This is a genomic window from Desulfobulbus rhabdoformis (genome assembly GCF_016919065.1).
Taxonomy (GTDB): domain Bacteria; phylum Desulfobacterota; class Desulfobulbia; order Desulfobulbales; family Desulfobulbaceae; genus Desulfobulbus; species Desulfobulbus rhabdoformis.
This window is the reverse complement of record NZ_JAFFQA010000014.1, coordinates 90,172-112,037: the sequence shown is the minus strand read 5'-3', so window position 1 is coordinate 112,037 and position 21,866 is coordinate 90,172. Positions and strand designations below refer to the sequence as shown.

The 21,866-nt window shown below is 48.7% G+C and carries 11 protein-coding genes and 1 rRNA gene; 6 read left to right on the top strand and 6 right to left on the bottom strand.

Translation table 11 applies throughout. The features are described 5' to 3' along the window. The first annotated feature begins 3 nt into the window (after positions 1-3). Positions 4-120 (top strand): 5S ribosomal RNA (gene rrf / locus JWJ90_RS09685). A 669-nt stretch (positions 121-789) separates the two neighbouring features. On the opposite strand, the gene JWJ90_RS09680 is transcribed toward rrf, so the two are convergent. The 6 genes from JWJ90_RS09680 to JWJ90_RS09655 form a co-directional block, all read right to left on the bottom strand. Then, positions 790-1,536, bottom strand: coding sequence for a TerC family protein (locus JWJ90_RS09680; protein WP_205227017.1), 747 nt, complete (start codon positions 1,534-1,536; stop codon positions 790-792). A gap of 4 nt (positions 1,537-1,540) precedes the next feature. Next, complete coding sequence (locus tag JWJ90_RS09675) at positions 1,541-2,803, bottom strand: AI-2E family transporter (RefSeq protein ID WP_205227016.1); 1,263 nt, start codon at positions 2,801-2,803, stop codon at positions 1,541-1,543. Positions 2,804-2,987: 184 nt separating this feature from the next. After that, positions 2,988-3,518, bottom strand: coding sequence for a pantetheine-phosphate adenylyltransferase (gene coaD / locus JWJ90_RS09670; protein WP_205227015.1), 531 nt, complete (start codon positions 3,516-3,518; stop codon positions 2,988-2,990). Positions 3,519-3,921: 403 nt separating this feature from the next. Further along, positions 3,922-5,085, bottom strand: coding sequence for an HD domain-containing phosphohydrolase (locus tag JWJ90_RS09665; protein WP_205227014.1), 1,164 nt, complete (start codon positions 5,083-5,085; stop codon positions 3,922-3,924). 9 nt (positions 5,086-5,094) lie between these two features. Beyond that, positions 5,095-6,294 carry a response regulator gene (locus JWJ90_RS09660; protein ID WP_205227013.1) on the bottom strand — a complete coding sequence of 400 codons (1,200 nt, stop codon included), beginning with the start codon at positions 6,292-6,294 and terminating at the stop codon, positions 5,095-5,097. A 185-nt stretch (positions 6,295-6,479) separates the two neighbouring features. Beyond that, positions 6,480-7,649, bottom strand: coding sequence for a transglycosylase SLT domain-containing protein (locus JWJ90_RS09655; RefSeq protein WP_205227012.1), 1,170 nt, complete (start codon positions 7,647-7,649; stop codon positions 6,480-6,482). A 329-nt stretch (positions 7,650-7,978) separates the two neighbouring features. Between JWJ90_RS09655 and JWJ90_RS09650 the strand changes: the two genes are divergently transcribed. The 5 genes from JWJ90_RS09650 (at position 7,979) to JWJ90_RS09630 (ending at position 21,861) form a co-directional block, all read left to right on the top strand. Further along, positions 7,979-8,803, top strand: a complete 825-nt coding sequence (locus tag JWJ90_RS09650; RefSeq protein WP_205227011.1) for a nitroreductase family protein — start codon at positions 7,979-7,981, stop codon at positions 8,801-8,803. A gap of 244 nt (positions 8,804-9,047) precedes the next feature. Beyond that, complete coding sequence (locus tag JWJ90_RS09645; RefSeq protein ID WP_205227010.1) at positions 9,048-9,656, top strand: superoxide dismutase; 609 nt, start codon at positions 9,048-9,050, stop codon at positions 9,654-9,656. A gap of 287 nt (positions 9,657-9,943) precedes the next feature. Continuing rightward, on the top strand, positions 9,944-17,038 hold the full coding sequence (locus JWJ90_RS09640) for a transporter substrate-binding domain-containing protein (RefSeq protein WP_205227009.1): 7,095 nt from the start codon (positions 9,944-9,946) through the stop codon (positions 17,036-17,038). 87 nt (positions 17,039-17,125) lie between these two features. Beyond that, entirely contained in the window at positions 17,126-18,310 is a 1,185-nt protein-coding gene (locus JWJ90_RS09635) for an ABC transporter substrate-binding protein (protein WP_205227008.1), read from the top strand. A gap of 8 nt (positions 18,311-18,318) precedes the next feature. Then, positions 18,319-21,861, top strand: coding sequence for a response regulator (locus JWJ90_RS09630; protein ID WP_205227007.1), 3,543 nt, complete (start codon positions 18,319-18,321; stop codon positions 21,859-21,861). The last annotated feature ends 5 nt before the right edge of the window (positions 21,862-21,866 follow it).

Below are 21,866 nucleotides of genomic sequence, written 5' to 3'. Positions count from 1 at the left end.
TTTTTCGGTGGCCATAGCGAAGAGGCCCCACCCGTTCCCATTCCGAACACGGAAGTTAAGCTCTTCAGCGCCGATGGTACTGCATGGGAGACTATGTGGGAGAGTAGGTCGCCGCCGTTTTTATCGCTAAAGCCCATAACCAGCGCAGCTGGTTATGGGCTTTTTTTTGTGTTTTTTTCAGGTGAACAGGGATACACACCGATATGAATCTGAATCCGTAACAGAGGTTGGCCTCTGCGTAAAATAACCTATTGATGAAACTATGAATTTTTAACAAATTATAGGGTTATTCAGTTTCCCGGCATGCCACAAACAACGAAACTGATATATACCGATGAAAGCGCGCGGATTTTGGATGAAAAAAGAGAGAAATCAAGGAATGAGGGAGGAGACTGGTTTCGGAATCGAACCAAACAGCTCCCCTTTCACAGGAAGCTCAACGGGGTTGAAGCCCGCGGTCAGCACCAGCTAACTCAACCAGTCACACCGGACACTATATAGCTTGAACTGTAGAGTTCAATCAAAAAAGGCCAATTGTTTGTGAGGTGAGGGCGGGTTTGGCAAGATGCATCTCAATGCGTGTGTTGTCTTTTGGTGCAACTGAAGGGCATCTTGAATAATTGCTTTTTCTGCCAATCCTCGGAGTCTGCGCTTACCTGGCCTTGATTGAAAAATCTAATTATTCAAGACACCCTGAACCCAATAAATTTTCTTGTAAAAATTTTCACCAAAACGTCCAAATACGATGTTCCATGATTTCCGTTGTCACGAGTTCAGGGAGCTATCAATTTACTCAGTTTGTTGTTTGGGGGTATGTAAGACAACCGGTCTAGCCTGTTTTCTGAGTTTGAGGTTGAGCATTTCTACTATAAATGAGAAGGCCATAGCAAAATAGAGGTAGCCCTTTGGCATTTCATGCCCTGTCCCTTCGGCCACCAGAGCAACCCCAACAAGAACCAGAAAGGAAAGGGCTAACATTTTGATGGTTGGATGGTGTTCTACAAATTCTCCGATGGGTTTAGCGGCAACCATCATCACACCAATGGCAAGCACGATGGCGGCTATCATAACCCAGAGATGTTCGGCAAGGCCAACAGCTGTGATCACGGAATCCAGAGAGAAAACAATGTCTATAACGGCAATCTGGGCAATAACCACTCCAAGGTTGGAGGCCAGTTGTTTAGGGCCGTTCAGCTCCTCAGGCCCCTCAAGGCTTTCATGAATCTCTTTGGTGGCCTTGTATATGAGGAAGAGCCCTCCTGAAAGCAGAACGAGATCTCTGCCTGAGACCTGATGGTGCATGAACGTGAAAAGCGGCGTGACGAGTTTCGCCAACCAGGCAACAGAAATCAATAAGAGGATGCGTGTTCCCATTGCGGCTAGCAAGCCGAACTGTCTGGCAAAGTTACGTTTCTGCTTGGGGACCTTACTCACAAGTAGGGTGAGAAAGACGATGTTATCTATGCCTAAGACAATTTCTAAAATCGTCAAGGTTAAGAGCGAACTCCATATGCCAATGTCCAACATCCATTCCATGATTTTATTCTTCCCTCATGAGCGCTGTCGGTTCTTGCTGCTTGATCGGTTGTTCTTCTTTGTAACGAATTGCATAGCCGAAAATATAGGTGCAGACAGGGACCCCAAGAATGAGTCCCCAAAAACCAAAGAGTTTACCTGCAACTGTTAAGATGATGAGAATAATGACCGAATTTATTCGCATGTATGAGCCATAGACGCGAGGGTTAAGAATATATCCTTCGATCAGGTGGATCACAGTAATAAGCAAGATTGCCAGAAACATGGTCTGTAGTCCTGAGGCCTGCAGTGCCACCAGACAAATGGGAAAGGAACTGATAAAAACTCCAATGACTGGAAAAAAAGAGCAGAAAAAGACAATAACCGTCAAAAACGCCAAGTGTTGCCCCAGCCCTAAAACACTTATCCCAACAGCAGTGAGGATTGCGTTAATAAAGGCTATAATGAGCTGTGCTTCCAAGGCTTTTCCCAGAACCTGACTAAATTCACGCAGATTACCGGCCACACTTTCATAAATAAAACGCAGTTTCGTTGCTCGTAGCGATCGCACACTTGCAGCCAGGTTGGAGAGATCAAGGACGATCAGAAAGGAAAAAAGTAGGGAAAGGAGAAAGGCTGAGGTGACCGAGGCAATACGTGCACCGATATTACCAAAGGTATCTAGAGCCTGATTAATGTTTTGCACACCGGTCGCAGCCTCACCCAATCCAAGAAATTGTTGGAGAAGGCTGGCAGAAGGCGAATATTTTATCCGTTTTTTTGGGGGAAGGCTCTGCTCATTCCCTAAGCCTTGGTTTTGAATTTCTGGCAGAATGTCGCCAAGCAGCGGGTAGCGTTGTTCGAGTTGGTACAGCTCCTGGTCAACCCGGTTGAGATAGCTTGTAAATTGACTGGCGAAAAGTTCTGTCTGCTGCTTAACCTTGGGGACGAAAAAAATCCCCGTTGCCGTCATGATACAAATAAGGAGTAGGGCGACCACGAGTACCCGTACCGGTCTATATGCAATCCACGGTTTAAGCCTGTCAACGCTCCGTGCCTGTATATAGGAAAAAACAAAGGTCAGGAAAATAAGTAAAAAGAATGAGCGCAGCAGGTATATGAGTGAGAGTATCAGTCCCCAGACGATCAGTGGGGTAACATAGGCGACAATTGGCCGCCATTGCCTGGGGAGAGTACGTAAAAAAGGTGTTTTTTGATCCATGGAAAACAAGAAGGCAAGCGTCAAGCGATAGGGCGGCAGTTTTGAGCAACTGAGCTGTAGGAACATGAAGGCAGAAAACTTCTAGCCTCTACTCTATTGCCGTGATTCTATGATACATAAGCGAGATGGAGGCTATACCCGTATTCTGCGGGCCAATAAATCCCTGAATCCCTGCGACTCTGCGTTCACCTATACCAGGCTGAGTCTCGAAGGATCCTTACCCATGTATAAAAGAAGGGTAGCGTTTTACTTAGATTCTTTCAAGTATTCTTCGGCGGGGGGGATGGAGGTGGAGGCGGCCAAATTTGCTGAGCATTTTATAATAGACGCAGTCTGGAACATACTCTCGAACGACCATTTCCCAGTCATCGGAACCGACCAGGCCTTTGACCAGAGAAGAACTCACTTCAACAAGGTGTCTGGGCGACATCATGAACAAGGTCTGTACGCGATTGTTCATGTTGCTGTTCACGTAGCGCATCCCTCGCTCGTAGGTGTAATCTTTTTCGTTGCGGATGCCTCGAAGGATATAATCAACGCCTATGGTTTCTGCGTATTTGACTAAGAATTTGTTTTCGAAATGAACAACTTCGATATTGCGGTGGCGGGCGCAGACTTCTTCGAGCATCTGCATTCGTTCGTCAAGGCTAAAGGTATACTGTTTCTGTGAGTTTTGGCCGACGGCCACATAAAATTTGGTAAAGAGACGGGCTCCCTGTTCAATCATCCACAGGTGGCCGTTGGTAGGCGGGTCGTAACTTCCAGCGTAGATTCCTTTCATAGAAAATCCTGCAGTTTACGTTGTGGATGGAGGATGTCCGTTAACCGCCTAAACCTGGTTCAGCTCTTTCATAAAAAATTTATGGAAAAGTGGGACGTCCTCGGTCGAACGGTCTTTTGGGGCTTCCTGAAAAAAAGCGTCTCCAAGATTGCTGGATGACAATATCTGACTCGGTATGAATCCCTGAGCGGATCCTCTCTATCCAAAGCAGGGGCGAGACTCATTGCCCTATGATGCAAAGTCCGTCGAGTGCTCGTAAGCTATAGCAAATAGGCCCGTGACCCGTCAATATTATATTCCTATCAAAAACAATTAAGAATTGATTTGTTTCCAAACAAGGCTAAAAAACATGATGATGTAGGTATTTTAGGAATGTTCTCTTGCTCCATGTGGCTGGCATGCCTCACTCCCCGGGCTCGCCTTCCTGATCCGCTGAGCCAATTTGAATTCTGACCGGTTCGACCACTCCCACCTGGGTTGAAAAGTTTTTCAACCCTTGCTGCATGGTTTTGGTGATTGCTTGACCTTTGGGAATAATGAGCACACCGTTTTTGGCAACAATATCTTCAGCTGGAACCATGCCTTCAGTGATTTGTTTGATGGACAGACTCATGATTTGTTCCTGATCTTCGACAGCAAGCGTTTTTAAGGCTTTTAACACCTCAGGGTTGTACACATGCTGCTGTTTCCGCATCCAACTGCGAGCCTCTTCGGCTTTCATTCCACGAAAAATGCACTGATCAAAATCGACAACCACCTTAAGGATTTGCGCACCTATAAGAACCTCTTCAAATTCAGAGGCGGCGAGTTCTTCGTCATATTCACTGAAGTCTTTTTGCTGGTAGCGGATCATTTTGGTGACATTTTCCAGGCGTGGAATTTTTTCCAAGAGGTCTGCTCCCGCCTGGGGGTGATTGTGATACATGGTTTCCTCGTCTCGGGTCAAAGGGTGCCCCGAAAATACCTTGCTTAACACGTCGCCCGGAATGGTGACACAGCCAATTTGGGATAACAAAGCGGCTATCTCATATTGCCACAGGCCTCCAAGTTCGAGGAATTCAGCCACATGCAGCATGTAATTTTTAAGTCGCAGGCCGGAACTGAAGGCCAGAGGATTGGCTAAACCAAGCAGTTCGGTCAGGACGTTAACGCTTCCTTTCAGCGTTTTCTGCAGTAATTCACGCTCCGCGACGATAAGGCGGTATTGGCGTAGAGCCAGCGCCAATGAAGTGACAAAGGCCGCCTGTGGGCAGGGTTTGGTAAGAAATCGAAAGATTTGTCCGCTGTTGACCGCCTCCATAGCTGTTTCCTGGTCGGCATTTCCCGTGAGCATCAGGCGGACGGTTTCCGGATAGAGGTCTTTTGTTTTGGAGAGCAATTCAACGCCGTTCATACCCGGCATACGCATATCCGAGACAATGACTGCAAAGGGGCCATCTTCCTTTAAAACGCGTAAAGCCTCCTCTCCACCTTCGGCAGTGACTAGGTCGAAACGTTTGCGGAGCTGGCGTTTGATGGATTGCAGTACGTTGGGTTCGTCGTCGACAAAAAGAATTCTTTCAGTCATGCCTGTTCCTTAGAGTCCTAATTCCTCGCAGAGTTCCTGCCAGTGCTCAAATCGGTTGCTCACCCCAGCCTTCTCTAAATATTCCATGCTGAGCATGATTTCACCGGGTGCTTTTTCAGGATGCAGACGGTAATAGATGGCATCAGCAGCGTGTACGGCAAGTGGTGGGCAAAAAGAAGGGTTGGGATAGTGATCCAGTCGGTGGTGGAACGCCGCAGTTTCGACCGCATCCCCTGGCAGTCCCCATAATCCGAGGAGATAGCCGCCGACGTCACTATGGGTGGCGTTGAGTGTTTCAAATTCAGCCACACAGAGCGGCATTCCCATGTCATGGGCCATTTTCGTGGCTTCGATATACTTATCAGTCAGGCTTGAGACGAGAATTAATTTTCCAATATCATGGAGAAATCCAGCAAGGAAACTGTGGTCGAGCATTTCTTTGGAATCAGTTTCGGTTTGGACGATTTTTTTGGTATAGGCTGCAACCGCGACACTGTGATCCCATAGCTGCTGAATCGAAAAATGTTTGGCATTCAACGGTTTGATTTCCGAGAATATCCCCACGCTGAGCACCAGCGCTTTGACCGTATCCAAACCAAGCAAGTTCACCGCACGGGTCGGACTATCGATATTTTTAAAAAAACCAAAAAAAGAAGAGTTCACCAACTGCAGCACCTTGGTGCTCATAGCCAGATCCTGTTCAATAATTGCCGCCACATCGGCAAGCGAACATTCCGGATCTTTCATCTTGTTTTGGAGCTTTGAGTAGACCTCAGGTAGGCTTGGCAGTTGGCCAATCCCCGAAACCACCGACTTGAGTTGTTCGTTTTCCATGAGGTCCTGCAGGGCGCAGGCACGGTCAATGATCTCTCGCAGGGTTTCCGGGGTGGAAGGTTTGGATATAAACTGATGGACCACACCAACCGTACGTAAAATAGACTCTTCATCGGCCTGACCGGTAAGCATGATACGTATGGTTCGAGGGTACTCCTCCTGTACTTTGGTGAGCAGAGAAGCTCCATCCATGCCCGGCATGCGCATATCGGAAACAATGACGTCAACATTGTTTTCCGCCATGAAATCCAAGGCGGCCTGTCCGGATTCCAGGAAGTGAAAATCTTTTTCACGACGCAGTGTGCGAAACATTCGCCGAAGCCCAGAGAGAATGTTGGGTTCGTCGTCAACGAAGAGGATGGATTTTTTAGGCATACGAGACTCCTTAAACTTCGCTGTTGGTGTGATCCGTCCAACCCATGTTGAAAAAGGCAGAGAAGGCTTTTTTAAGGGATTGCGATAGGATAATTGTACGCCACCAGATATCAAAATCAAGGCAATGCGGAGGAATTAAGAAGAATGTCAAAGCCAAAACAAGCGGCATGTTCTGGCGAGCTTGATCACATACCGGGGATGCCGATGTGCTGAATGCGCACAGCGTTCAATCCTTCTTCATAGGGGGGAAGTGTTTGCATTTTTTGATAAAGTCGAAAGGCAAGTGCATGAGAAAGAACACGGATCGGGTACGCACGGGGCAGTTGCTGCAAATACGGTTGAATGGTAATGAAATCAGTAGCTCCGTACTGCTGCATGATAAAGCGAAGCCCACCGTTTTTGGGGCCTATATTGTAGGCAAGCAGGCCAAGGAAAAGGTCGTTGTTCATTTGCTGCAGGTAATAGTGGAGGGTGGCGGCGGCTAAAAAGGCATTCTGCCTATGGTCGTTTACATCAATTTTTTTGAGTTGGAGGAGATTGGCCGTTCCAACCAGAATATGCTCAGGAACCCGGGTGATTTGAAATAGCCCTTTGCCTCCGTCTTTGCTGTCCCGGGGGAGAAAGGATGATTCCGTCGCTGCGAGACCGCGCAGTAAATCAGGGTCCAGTGAATAGGCCACGGCTGCATCATCGATGGGATGGGTATAATCCCGGGCGCGGTCAATGATCTTTTGTTCCTGGGTAGCATCGAATCGTCTGTAGGCTGCAAAGACTTGGTGGGTCAGGCTCACTCGAGCTGCCTCTTCCCGTCCTCCGACAAGCATACGAAATTGGCTGAAGGCAAAGAAAAAGTCCCCTCGCAAACACAGACCACCGGCTGTTACAGCCAAGAGGATAGCCAAGGCGGCAGGAAGAAAAATAAAGTGTGGGCGAATCCAGCTTCTGAGTCGATACCACCCCACAAGAAGCAGGGCTGCAATGAGGACGAGACCGACGACGCCCAAAGCAAAAGGAAGGAGATGGGAAAAAAAACCGATACCAGAAAATTGATCAGTAGCGTAGCCAAGCACCACCACCACCACCATCCCTAGGGAAAAGAGCAGGCCGAGGAGTTCCAAAGATACAAGGGCTGCCAATAATCGTTTGGAGACAGGGGGCTTTTTAGGCTGCTTGCGGTTCCTTTTTTTGGCCGCTCGTTTTTTTGGGGGTGACTTCTTTTTGGATTTTACCGGAGCTTTTTTCGGCCGGGATGCTTTGGTTTTTGCTGGAACGTGCTCTGCCTCATTGTTTTCAGCGGGCAGCGTGTTTTTAGGAGAAGAGGAGAGGGGCTCTTTTTCGGGAACAGACCGGGCCATTAATGGTGTGGTTGCCTCTTGATTACGTAGGAAAAGACAGGCTTGAGCCTGCGCATCATTTTGTTTGCCGTACTAGTTACAAATAATTACTCTAAAAGACCACCTTTTCTCGACAGCAGTCCCTGTGGGAAGCCTGAATCCTACTTGAATACGTGGCGGCGGGTGATCACCGAACAACGAAACCAACGCGCCGATGAACGCTTACGGATTCAGATATGAATCATATGCCTGCGGTAAAACTTTACGCAGGCCTCGGAGCCTGGGGTTACCTGAATTTGGATAAAATTCTTATTTCCGAACGGATGCTCATACTTTTGGGAGATACAATCATGGAACTGTTTCGCATTGATGAACAGACATGCAATACAGATGGTCTTTGTGCTCAGGTTTGCCCTTTTGGGCTTATTGAATGGCAAATGGGAGAAGTTCCGGTTGCCATTGCAGATGCTGATTCTCTATGTATCCGTTGCGGCCACTGTGTGGCCATCTGTCCGACTGAGAGCTTCCATCATCGGGACATGGAACCGGCTCTCTGCCCGCCGATACATCAGGAGTGGCAACTCAACCGGGAACAGTGCGAGCATTTTCTTCGCGCTCGCCGCTCCGTTCGTCTCTATAAAAAGAAAGAAGTAGAACGAGAAAAACTCCGGCAACTTATCGAAATGGCACGTTATGCTCCAACCGCTATAAATTCGCAGGGCATTCGCTGGCTGGTTATAGACCAGAGCGATACATTGGCTACAATGGCAGCATCTGTGATTGAATGGATGCAGTGGCTCGAGCGTGAAATGCCGGAAATGGCGGCAACCCTCCATGTAGATAGGGTTATAGGGCGATGGCAGCAGGGCATCGATGGGATTTTACGTCAGGCTCCGGCTCTGATTGTCGCCTACGCAGAGTTTGAAAGTCGTATGGCGCCGACTTCATGCACCATTGCCTTAAGTTATCTGGAACTGGCCGCCACAGGTCTGGGGCTCGGGACCTGCTGGGCGGGATATTTCAATGCTGCCGCCAACAGTTATCCACCTCTCAAGCAGGCACTGGGGCTGGGGAATGAGCAGCAGTGTTATGGTGCGATGATGGTTGGCTATCCTGCGTTGCGGTACAAACGACTTCCCACGCGAAATGAACCTGAGATCACCTGGCTTGATTAAGTGACAATATGCTTATTTTACAAGAATATTATCTATAAGTTGTAAATTGTAATTTATATATTACTTGACAGTGATAATTGTGGTTTTACCTTGGAGTGTAGAGCGGGATCGCTGAGGTCGGAATACTCCTTTCGAGATACTCCTTTTTCCTCTATGGCGGCATCGGCTTCAGCGATTCTTTTATTATCATTAAAGGGTGTTCCTCAAGGGGATATCCTTTTTTATATGCATGAAGAGGTAAATCATGGAACACACACTTCCTCAAATCACCTATTCCTATGATACACTGGAACCTTTTATCGATGCAAAAACCATGGAGATCCATCACACGAAGCATCACCATGCCTATGTGACGAACCTCAATGGAGCGCTTAAAGACGAGCCCACCCTTGCAACACTTAATCTGGATAAACTGTTACGAAATCTCAACGAGGTGCCGGAGTCAATTCGAACGGCGGTCCGTAATCACGGTGGCGGCCATGCCAATCATAGTTTTTTCTGGCCGAGTCTGAAAAAAGATGTTGAGGCCAAAGGCCCGGTGGTTGATGCAATCATTAAAAAATTTGGGAGTTTTGATGCCTTTAAAGAGCAGTTTGCCACCGCTGCTGTCAAACTCTTTGGAAGCGGTTGGGCCTGGCTTGTTGTGGAGAAGGGGGAACTGGGGATCGTCACCACACCAAACCAAGACAATCCCATAATGACCGGTTTGGCTCCAGTCCTGGGCGTTGATGTGTGGGAGCATGCCTACTATCTCCTCTATCAAAACCGGAGACCCGATTATGTGGCTAACTTTTTTAAAGTGATCAACTGGGAGAAGATTAACGAGTACTATCTTAAAGCGATGAGCACCTGAGGGGTGTTCAAGTCAAAGGTATTCCTGAAGCCCCTGCTGTTGCAGGGGCTTTTTTGTATATCTGAGCTCAGAAGCGAGCGGCAAAAGAGCGAGCAAACAAAGAAAAGAAAGGGAAGATATTTCTGGTACAACAGAATCATTGATGCATAATAACATATGATCAACCATGTAAAATTCGCCTTGTCCTGCAAGGGAATAGGAATCTTTGTTAAAATAAACAAGCCATTAACTGGTATTGCAGTTCTTTTATCTGAGAAACTGCTCTCTTGATACCTGGAGACTCCATCATGCCACGGTTCATCTTCAAGGATTGCGCCGTTTTTTGTCTTTGCCTGATAGTCTATTTTACCGCCTCTCTTCTCTGCTGTCCTTTTCGGGCTTTGGCGGAGTCTCCTGAAAATTTTCCTGCTGTATCTTCTGGTTTTATCAACACCCTGCCCCCTGAGGAACAAAGATGGTTGCAAGAGCATCCAGAGATTTCAATGGGGATGATGAACGCCTGGCCTCCGATGAATTTTGTCGATAACCAGGGACAACCGCAAGGAATAGGCGTTGATTATATTCGAGCCCTTAATCGAAGACTGGAAGGGCGCATCAGGCTAACTCCCGGCCCATTTAAAGAGAGTTTGGCTTTTGTTCGGGAAAGAAAGCTCGATGCGCTTATGGATGTTACTCCAAAGCCTGAACGAGAAAATTTCCTTCATTTCACCCGTGAATATCTCAATATCCCTCATGTGATCGTTGCCCCTGTAAATGGCCCATATTTTTCCTCGGAAAGAGATTTGCTTGGCCATTCCCTGGCTTTGGAGGCCGGATTTTATAACGTCAAATATTTTCAAAGTAAATATCCAGGGCTGAACATAAAAAAATATGCCAACACGAAAAAGGCGCTGGATGCAGTGTCACGGGGAGAGGTCGACGCCTATGTCGGGAATCGGGCGGTGGCGGCCTGGATTATGGAGCAGGAACTCATTGCCAATCTTGAATTTCAAGGACGCGCAGAAAAACCAGGCTCTGCTTTAACCATAGGGGTGCGTAAGGACTGGCCCGAGTGTGCTTCAATTCTCGATAAAGCCCTTGCTGATCTAAGCATTGAGGAAATTCGAACAATCCATCAACGCTGGACCGGAATGAATCAGTCCAGCAAATCCAATAGGACCACGACCTTTCTTCTCACCCCAGAGGAACAGGACTGGCTTGCCACGCATACGGTCCGGGTGCGAATCAATTATTGGCCGCCTTTTATGTTTAATCTGCCGCATCCCTCAGGTGTCGCGGTCGATTATCTCCAAGCGGTGATCGCAAAAACTGGGATGAAGGTGAAGTTTATCCATGATGCTGTCGGCCGCGAAAAATCTTTCAAGGATCTGGAAGGTCCGAGAAAATATTTTGATTTGATCCCAACGATGAAACGTACCCCTGAACGGGAAGCCACGTTTGCTTTGACTGACGACTATCTCTTCCTCCCCTGGGTTATCTTCTCTCGGGATAAAGAACAGTCTATCCGTTCATTTCAGGACTTGCTGGGGAAGACCGTTTCCGTGGAACAGGGATCTGCGATGCAAGATTTGCTGCAGGGAGAGTTCCCTCGCATCCATTTGATGCGTACAGATGGTCCCTTAAGTGGATTGGAGGCGGTATCTCTTGGTAAGGCGGATGCATATATCGGCAATCTGGCAAATGCTAAGTACCTGATGAATCATCATGGGCTGTATAACCTGAAAGTGGTCGCCTCGACCCCCTTTGGCAACCACGATCAGGCGATGGGCGTACGCAAGGACTGGCCGGAACTCGCTACCATCATCAACAAGGTCTTGCGAACGCTCTCCGCGGAAGAGCGTCTTGCCATTGAGAAGAAATGGGCTTTACCTGCTCCGCAGGTTTCGGCTCCGCCCCTTGAACTGACGACCAAAGAGAAGCAGTGGCTGGCCAGTCATGGGAGAATAAAGATCGGCATTGGAGAGAGCTGGGCCCCCTTTGTCTATACAAAAAAGGACGGCAGCCTTGAGGGGTATGACGTTGATTATCTACGCAAGATCAAAAAGCTGACAGGCGCAGAACTCACCTTGGTTGCCGGTCCGTGGAAGGATATTGTCGCCCAGGCGCAGCAGGGGGAGCTTGATGGTTTGGCTGAATCCGCCGTGGTGGAGAGCAGACGCAACCATTTCCTTTTTACGGATGCCTACAATACGGTGGAATATGCTGCGGCCACCGTACCTGAAAACGCTGCCTCCGTGCAATCGAGTGGTGATTTCAGAGGAAAGCGAATCGCCCATCTCAAAGGCAATGTCTGGACAGCAAAAATTATGGCTTCGCTTGAAGACGTTCAGTCTGTTGAAGCTGCATCCGAGGAGGATGCTTTTCAAAAAGTGGTGGAAGGCAAGGCTGACTTTGCACTGGTTCCTGTGCACCAGTACGTACCATTACGCAACATCTATCATAACACCCTCGCCTTTGCCCATATCTTCAAAGATAAAGAACATGCCCTGCACGCTGTTTATTCTATCCGCAAAGATTGGCCGGAACTGGTTTCCATTATCAATAAAGCACTTGCGACCATTGATGCCAGGGAAAGGCAGGTCTTGTTTGAAAAATGGGTTCCTGTTCATAGCGACTCTACGAAATTTGTTCTCCCTCTCGTCGAACAATTTAACACGACACGGTTTCTCTTACGAAGCATTGGCGCACTCTTCGTCTGTATGGCGGTTGTTATTTTTATCGCCTGGTGGATAAAGGGACGACCGCGTCAACTGTCCATCCGCGACGCGCAAATACTGATATCTTTTATTTTTGTCTCGTTGATCACCACCAGCGCCGTTTTTGTGATCTTGCTGGCTAAGAACCATAAAGAAAATGACACAGTTAATCGCCAGAGGATCGATGCGCTCAACCTTGCCTTTGAGCTCAAACAATCCTCGGACGATTTGACCCGTTTCGTCCGGACCTATTCGGTGACCGGTGATCCCAAGTATGAAAAATATTTTAATGAGATCATCGCCATTCGTGACGGCAAAAAAGCACATCCGAAAAATTACACCTTCTTTTACTGGGATTTCGTCGCAGCTGGCAGGGCTGAACTGAACTATGAGGGGCCCGTATACAGCATTGAAGAAAAAATAAAAGAACTCGGGCTTACGCAGAAGGAAAGAATGCTCCTTTCCAAGGCGAAACAGGTCTCCGATGATTTGATCAACCTGGAAAACATAGCCCTGAATGCGGTCAAGGGGGTGTATCGAGATAAAGATGGCCTGTTTACGATTAAAGGCGAACCCGATATGTCCATGGCACGCAATCTTGTGCATGGGAAAAGCTATCACGAGGCCAAAGCCAAGATTATGGGCCCGATCGATCAGTTCCAGAGAGAACTCCTGTGGCGTATGACCTTGAAAGAGGAGCATCTTCATCGGCGCAATGACGCCACCACACTTGGAATCATCCTTTTGGTCGGCATGACCATAGGTTTTTCCGTCTATGTTTTCTTTCTCATGCGGCGAAGGATTATTTATCCGCTTGCAATCATGGAGGAGGGGGCCCAGGCGATTAAGGAAGGCGATTACTCCTCTTATATCGATCTTGACTCCAGTGATGAGATCGCGGCCTTGGCCATGGTGTTCAATTCCATGTCCCATAGTATCAAGGTGTATACGTCACAACTGCGTGCAACCATTGAATCGACAACAGATGGTTTGCTTGTTGTCGATCTCCATCAACGGATAACAACGTATAATACGAGGTTTTTGGAAATATGGCAGATTGAACCGGAACTGGCTGAACAAGGGGATGACGAGGCAGTATTACAACAGATCATGGGCCGTCTTGAGTATCCTGAAGATTTTTTGAAACGCGTCAAACAACTCTATGCCAACACAGAGGAAGAGGACTTTACAACCCTGCTACTCGCTGATGGCCGGATTATTGAGCGATATTCGCAGCCGCAGCGGCTCGGTGAGTTGATTATCGGTCGCGTCTGGAGCTTTCGCGATGTCACCAAACGACATCTGGCAGAGCAGGCCGTGAAGGAAAATGAATGGAGACTGCGCGCGATTATCGATAACCTGCCCAGTGTTGTTGTGCTTAAAGATTGCGAGAGCAGGTATCTGTTGGTGAATTCCTTTTTTGAGGAGACTATGGGGGTACCCTCCGATAAGGTTCTGGGGCGAACAGATATTGATATTTTTCCACTCGATATTGGCCAAACTATCATGACCAAGGATCAGGAGGTAATCGAGGCCGGGCAAATGACCCGATTTGAGTGGCAACTTCCCCTTCTTGACGGCACTCCGCATTACTTCCTGACAACCAAGGTGCCGCTTAAGGATGAGGAAGGGAACGTCTACGCTCTGGTTGTTTTGTCTACAGACATAACCCAAAGGAAAAAGGATGAAGAGCAGATCGCTCAAAGCGAAGCGCAGCTCCGAACCGTTTTTGAAAATTCTCCCATCGGGGTTATGCACTTCAACGAGCAGGGGACCATTATTCAGGCAAATCTCCAGGCAGCCCAGATCCTTGGCGCCACACGGGAGAGGCTGCTCGGCTTTGAAGGGTTGAAGCGGCTGGAAAACAAAGAGGTTGCCGGGGCGTTGCGGACAGCTATTCAAGGAAAAACAGCCTTCTACGAAGGTGAATACGTCTCCGTCACCGGCGGTAAAAAGATCTGGGTACGGTTTATCTTCAATCCGGTCAAGCCCGATCAATCGCTGAGCGATGTCATCTGTACAGCAGAAGACATCACCTTGAGAAAACTGGCCGAAAACGAACTCAAGCTGGCTAAAGCCCAGATGGAATATATCCTTAACAAGGCACCGGTGGGTGTCGCCTTTGCCTATGAGGGGATTTTCAAGTTTGCCAATAGCCGTTTCAAAGAGATGTTCGGGGTGGAGGTCGGTGATCAGGCGATGTCCATATACACCTCTCCTCAGCAGAGGGATGAGCTGTTTGCATTGATTGCCGAGCAGGGCGTTCTCGAAAATTACGAGATGCAGTTCTATAACAGCCAGCAAGAAGTGCGGGATATCCTGACAACATTTCTGCCCATTACCTACAACCGACAGCAGGGGATTCTTGGTTGGCTCCAGGATATTACAGAGCGCAAAGATGCGGAGCGGGAACTGCTCCGGGCAAAAGAGGCGGCAGAGGATGCCGTCCGAGCCAAAAGCGATTTTCTGGCCAATATGAGCCATGAAATCAGGACACCGATGAATGCTATCCTCGGTATGAGTCACTTGGCCCTGAAAACCCAGCTCAATCCGAAGCAACGTGATTATATCGGAAAAATCGACAAGTCCTCCCGAACTCTGCTCAATATTATCAATGATATTCTCGATTTTTCCAAGATCGAGGCGGGCAAACTGGATATAGAGTCCATTCCCTTTTTCATGGATGAGGTTCTGGAAAACCTCTCCAATATGATCTCTGTGAAAACCCAGGAAAAGGGGTTGGAGTTCGTTTTTGATATTGCACTGAATTTTCCCCAGGGGGTGGTTGGAGATCCGCTGCGCCTGGGGCAAATCCTGCTCAATCTCTGTAGTAATGCGGTCAAGTTCACCGATGAGGGGGAAATTGTGGTCTCGGCAAGTATCGAGCAGCAGGAAGATGCAACATCCCTGCTGGCGAAGTTCAGTGTTCGTGATACGGGTATTGGGCTCAGCCAGGAGCAGCAGGACAAACTCTTCATGTCTTTTTCCCAGGCGGATTCCTCCACTACCCGTAAGTACGGCGGAACGGGGCTTGGACTTGCCATCAGTAAAAGGCTGGTTGCATTGATGGGCGGGGAGATCGGGGTTATCTCCGCATTGGGCGAGGGAAGTACCTTCTGGTTTACCACCCAACTGGGAATACACGACGGGAAAAAATCGTCTCACAAGGATTATGCCGCATTGGCCGCATCGCTTCGGGGGCAACGTGTGCTCATTGTGGACGACAACGAAACCAACCTGCAGATTCTCCAGGCCGTCGTCGAGGGGTTTGGCTTTGATGTCACAACCGCTTCGTCCGGTTACCAGGCACTCGATATTATTGAAAACGCCCCTGAAGATCAGCCCTATCCTCTGGTACTCATGGATTGGAAGATGCCTGGAATCAACGGTATCGAAACCACGCGACGTATTAAGGAAAATCCCCGCTTGGAAAAGATGACGACCGTGATCATGATTACGGCTTATGGTCGGGAGGAGGTCATGCGTCAGGCGAGCGGAATAGGTATTGAGAGCTTTCTCGTCAAACCGGTAAACCAGTCCGTGCTGTTTAATACGATCATGGCAGCTTTTGGCCTGGAGACGGAGCAACAAACAACGCATCAACCTATCGAAGCATACGATACCAACAGATTACGGCCCATTCAGGGGGCTCATATTTTGGTGGCCGAAGATAATGAAATTAATCAGCAGGTTATCCAGGAAATACTGGAAGGTTCGGGCTTTATTGTGGATATGGCCTGTAATGGTCAGGAGGTTATCGCCATGAACCAGGTGAAAACCTATGACGCAGTCCTTATGGATATCCAGATGCCACTGATGGATGGTCTGGAGGCCACAGAAAAAATTCGAGAGAATTATCCTAAAGATCATTTACCAATCATCGCTATGACAGCGCATGCCATGGCGGGCGATCGTGAGAAGAGCCTGGCAGCGGGCATGAACGATCATATCACCAAGCCCATTGATCCAAGCAGTCTTTTTGAAGCCCTGCTCCGCTGGATAACGCCCATAAAGAATGCTAGAGCCTCTTCACCTGGTCGTCCACCTGGTTCTCCTAAAAAAGAACGGCAAGGCGCAGAGGAGGTTGAGAAGCTTCCCGATGTGTTGCCCGGATTCGATATGGAGGATGGGCTCGGACGAGTGGTTGGCAATACCAAGCTATACATCAGCCTCCTTCGTAAATTTGCCAAGCAATACCAAAACGCTACAGAGGAAATCCAGTCGGTCTTTTCTTCGGGAAAAGTGGAGGATGCAGAGCGACTTGCCCATTCGATAAAAGGCACTGCAGGTAATCTTGGAGCGAAGGCCTTGCAGGAATCGGCCGCAGTGGTGGAAGGTGCCCTGAAAGAAAAAAATCTGCCGGTACCCGTGCTGGCCTCCTTTGACGAGGCCTTGCGGTTGGTGCAGCATTCTCTGGCAACATTGCCAACAGAGGATGAGGCCATGGAGGAGCGCCAGAAAGCCATTTCTCCCCATGAAGATCTCCTTGGGGCCATGGAGGCAATTCTTCCCCATCTCAAAGCACAAAAGCCGAAACCTAGTAAGGAGTGCATGCAGGAGATTAACTCTTTGGGATGGCCTGAGAGTATAGCCGAAGAAGTCAATGCATTGAGCCAACTGGTGCAAAAGTACAAGTTTAAAGATGCCTTTACCTTGGCGGAAAAGCTGTATGCCGCACTGAAGTAATTCAGGTTGGATCAAGGGACTGCAGGAATAGTATCTGAATCGCACACCCGTGTATCTCTTCACCCCTGGAATAGGAGGCTGAGAATCATGAAGGGAAAACCGATCTTACTCTGTATGCTTGCCGTTCTCTTGCTCTGGTCAGGATGGTGCGCTGCATCGAGTCCCAGGACAAAACAGGAAAAATCCGTTGTCGAACAGGGGGCAGAGCACAAAGATGGTGACCGAATCCGGGTCACTTTTATCAATCCGGGTATCTCTGACCCCAAAAACCCAACAGGGGGATTCTGGCTCTCTGTATCAGCCTTTATGTATGCGGTTGCAGAGCAGCTTGATATAGATTTGGAGGTCATCTACTCGGAAAGAGACCATATCCGTATGCAGAGGCAGGTGCGTGAGGTGGTGTCACGACCTGTCCATCCTGATTATCTCATTGTTGTCAACGAAAAGCTCGCCGCCGATGAGATGGTGCGAACTGCAGACCGAGCAGGGATCAAGGTGTTTGTCATGCTCAACACCTTTGTCGGTGACCAGGCAGAGTCGATGGGATTGCCTCGGAAAAAATACAGTCATTGGATCGGGTCACTTATTCCCAATAACCGTCTTGCCGGGTATCTGATCGCCAAACAGATTATAGAGGCCGCTCAGCTCCAAGGTAAAACGAAAAATAGGCTACTGAAAGTCTTTGCAATAGCCGGAGATCCCGTTACCCAGGCCTCTGTTGAACGGGTCGATGGGTTGTGGCAGGCTGTTGGTGAGTATCCGCCCAAAGCTGAGGTCGAGCAGGTCTTTTTCGGGCAATGGAGGACCGATAATGCGATGCAAAAGACGCAACTCGCACTGCTGCGCTACCCTGAAACCAGAGCAATCTGGGCTGCCAACGATCCCATGGCCATTGGCGCTATTCGTGGAGCGATCGCGGCACAGCGCACACCCGGGCAGGATATTTTTATTGGCGGATTAAACTGGGACAAGGCTGCACTGAATAGGATCAAGGATGGTTCATTGGCCATATCCGTGGGAGGCCATTTTATGACCGGGGGGTGGACCCTGATTCTGCTCTATGATTACCATCATGGAAAAGACTTCATTGATGAGGGCGCCGCTTTGCAATGTCCTATTTTCGGTGCCCTGACTCGGAAGAATATAGAGACTTTTCTCGCTAAATTCGGGGATCGGGATTGGACGCAGATAGATTTTAAAAAATTTTCCAAGGTACTGAATCCCGGGCTACGCCACTATAATTTCAGCGCTGAAGCGGTCATTGCTCCATGAGAGTGTTTTTGCAAAAAGCCAATCCGGCAACTTCCCTGACCGCTAAGCTGATGGTGGTGCTGGTTATTCTGGTCACCCTCTTTATAGGAACCGGAATGATTTATTGGTTCAATAACCAAAGGCAGCACGCTCTCGCCGATCTACAGAGCCAGGCGGCGCAGATTGTCGGACTTTTAAGCAAAACCTGTGCGCTGCCTCTGTGGAATATCGACCTCAAGTCTATCAATGAGCAGTTGAAAGCGGTCATGGCTGAACCTCAGGTCTTTTCAATAGAGCTGTATATAGAGGGCAGGAGAGAGCCGCTTCTCACGCAAACAAGGGATGGTCAAGCCGTGGACCCCATTACAAGGGAGGCTCAAATTATTTTTACGCGGGAACAGCCGCAGCTGAAAAAAGAGATCGGTGCTATTCGCCTTGTGTACACCCAACAATATCTGTACGCGCATTGGGCCAGAACCCGTTTACTCATGTTGATGGGAGGGGTGATCTTCCTGGGAACCCTCTGCCTTGCAACGTATCTCCTGTTGCGCCGCACAGTGTCGCAACCTGTCGGCGAACTGGTGGAGATGGCCAAACGCTTAGGCGAGGGCGACCTGAGCCATGAAATGATTATTTCTTCCCGTGATGAACTCGGCATTTTAGCGGGATCATTTAATTATATGGCCAAACGGCTCCGCCTTCTCGTTGATAGCCTGGAACAGCAAAACGAAGCTTTGTCGCAACAGATTATCGAGCGGAGCCAGATCGAAGATGCACTTCGCGAAAGTGAGGAATTTCTCGAAAATGTTGTCGAGAATATCCCGAATATGATTTTTGTGAAGGAGGCGAAAGAGCTTCGTTTCGTCAAGTTCAACCGAGCCGGAGAAGAGTTGCTGGGGTATGCACGGGAGACCATGCTTGGCAAGAACGATCACGATTTTTTTCCAAAACACGAGGCGGATTATTTTAACGAAATCGACCGTAATGTTCTGCGAGAAGGCCGCCAGATCGATATCCCGGAAGAAAGAGTTCAGACGAAATTAAAGGGCGAAAGAATACTCCATACCAAAAAAATACCCTTGTTTGATCAGATCGGAGAACCGAGATATCTCTTAGGTATTTCCGAGGATATCACTGTGCGCAAAAATGCTGAAACAGCATTGCGTGAGAGCGAAGAACGTTTTCGCGGCATTTTTGACAATGCCAATATCGGTATTTTGGTTGCTGACGTCGAAACGCAGGCATTGTCCATGGCCAATGATGTGCAGTGCCGTCTCTTGGGATATGAGCGGGAACAACTGCTGCGCATGAAAGTGGGAGATATACACCCCGTAGAGGAATTCTCTACAGTCCTTCAGGGATTACAGCGACAAGCGGCTCAGGAAATCAGTCTGCTCGAAGATGTGCCCGTGCTCCGCTCCGATGGCAGCACCATCTATGTCGATATCACCTCCTCCCCCATAGTCCTGGATGGGCGTCCATGTTTGGTCGGGCTTTTTATGGACGTCAGTAAACGGAGGGCTGCCGAGATAGAGCTGGAACGGCACCGCCATCATCTTGAGGAGTTGGTCGAGGATCGAACCAAAAAACTGGAACAGGCCAATCGCTGCCTTGAGACGGCAAGGAGGGAAGCCGAAGAGGCCAACCGGGCCAAATCCGAGTTCCTTTCCAATATGAGTCATGAGATTCGCACACCGATGAATGCCATCCTCGGTATGAGTCACCTGGCCTTGAAAACCGAACTCACGCCCAAGCAGCGAGACTATCTTTCCAAAATCGACAAGTCCACCAGGTCCTTGCTGAATATTATCAATGATATCCTTGATTTTTCAAAGATAGAAGCCGGTAGGCTGGAAATCGAATCCATTCCGTTTTTTCTGGACGACGTTTTGGAAAATCTGTCCACTCTGGTTTCAGCCAAAGCCCAGGAGCATGGCCTTGAGTTTGTCTTCGATATCGACCGTTCTGTTCCCCGAAAGCTGGTTGGGGATCCGCTGCGCCTGGGGCAAATTCTGCTTAATCTCTGCAGCAATGCAATTAAGTTCACGAACTCCGGGGTTGTCGTTGTTTCCGCCTGGAGTATGGAGCCTCAGGGGAAGGAAGAGGTTGTTCAGGATGTACAATTTATCGTCTGTGATAGTGGTATCGGTTTAAGCCAGGAGGAGCAGGATAAGCTGTTTCAGTCTTTTTCCCAGGCGGATAGCTCTACCACACGTAAATATGGGGGGACCGGTCTTGGGTTGGCGATTTGCAAAAGACTTGTCGAACTCATGGGCGGCGAGATTGGTGTTTTTTCCGAGTCAGGGAAAGGAAGTACCTTTTGGTTTACCGTACGATTAGAGGTACAAGAAAGGGTGACAAGGGGGAAGGGGAACCAGGCATGCCGAAAAGAGAGAATCCTTATCGTTGATGATACCCCCACCACTCTGCAGATCCTCCAGACCATGGTAGAGGGCTTTGGTTTCGATGTGTCTGTTGCCGCATCGGGGCATCAGGCACTGAAACTCTTGGCCGGCCCCCGGGATAACCGTCCATTTTCCTTAGTGCTGATCGATTGGAAAATGCCGGGTATGAATGGCATAGAGACCGCTGAACAGATTAAGAGGAATCCTGATTTGCGCAGGGTGAAAATCGTTATGATGATTACCGCCTATGGACGTGAAGCGACCACGCGTCAGGCCATGGCAAGAGGTATTGAAGGGATTTTGATCAAACCGATTAACCAGTCCTCCCTGTTCAACACAATCCTGGCTGTTTTGGGCAAAAAACCACAGGGCCAAAGACAGGGCAAATTTCATGAGTCCTTCGACATAACCCGACTGGAGTCTATTCGAGGTGCTGTTATTCTTCTGGTGGAGGACAATGAAATAAACCAGCAGGTCGCTCGCGAACTCCTTGAAGGAGCCGGTTTTTTGGTTGATCTGGCCAACAATGGCGAACAGGCAGTGGCCATGGTTCAGGGAAAAAATTTTGATATTGTGCTCATGGATATTCAGATGCCGGTTTTGGACGGTATAAAAGCCGCTAAGATCATTCGGAAGACGAAATCTTTCCGTGAACTCCCCATTATTGCCATGACTGCCCACGCCATGGCCGGAGACAGGGAAAAAAGCCTGAGCGCAGGCATGAACGATCATGTGACCAAGCCCATTGATCCGAAAATGCTTTTTGAGAGCCTACTTCGCTGGATACCTTCAAAAGTGGATGCAGCTCAACAAATAGAAAGCCGATCTGAAGCGTCCATGCGCATTGTCAAGGATTCACTTGCACCCATTGGGCAAGATGTCCCTGCTCCCGAGAGAGGCAGGATTGATATCGCTCCATCTGAGGATCTGATCAAGGCTATTGAAGCGATTCTTCCACACTTAAAGGGCAGAAAACCCAAACCGAGTAAGGAAGGCATGCACCAGATCAACAGGCTGGGCTGGCCAGAGAGTTTTACAGAAAAAATCGAAACAATGGGGAAACTGGTCAATAAATACAAATTCAAAGAGGCCCTATCCTTGGCCGAGGATGTGTACACAACGCTGAATGGAAGCAAAGGCTCGAATTCTACAACGGAACATCGATGAGGATG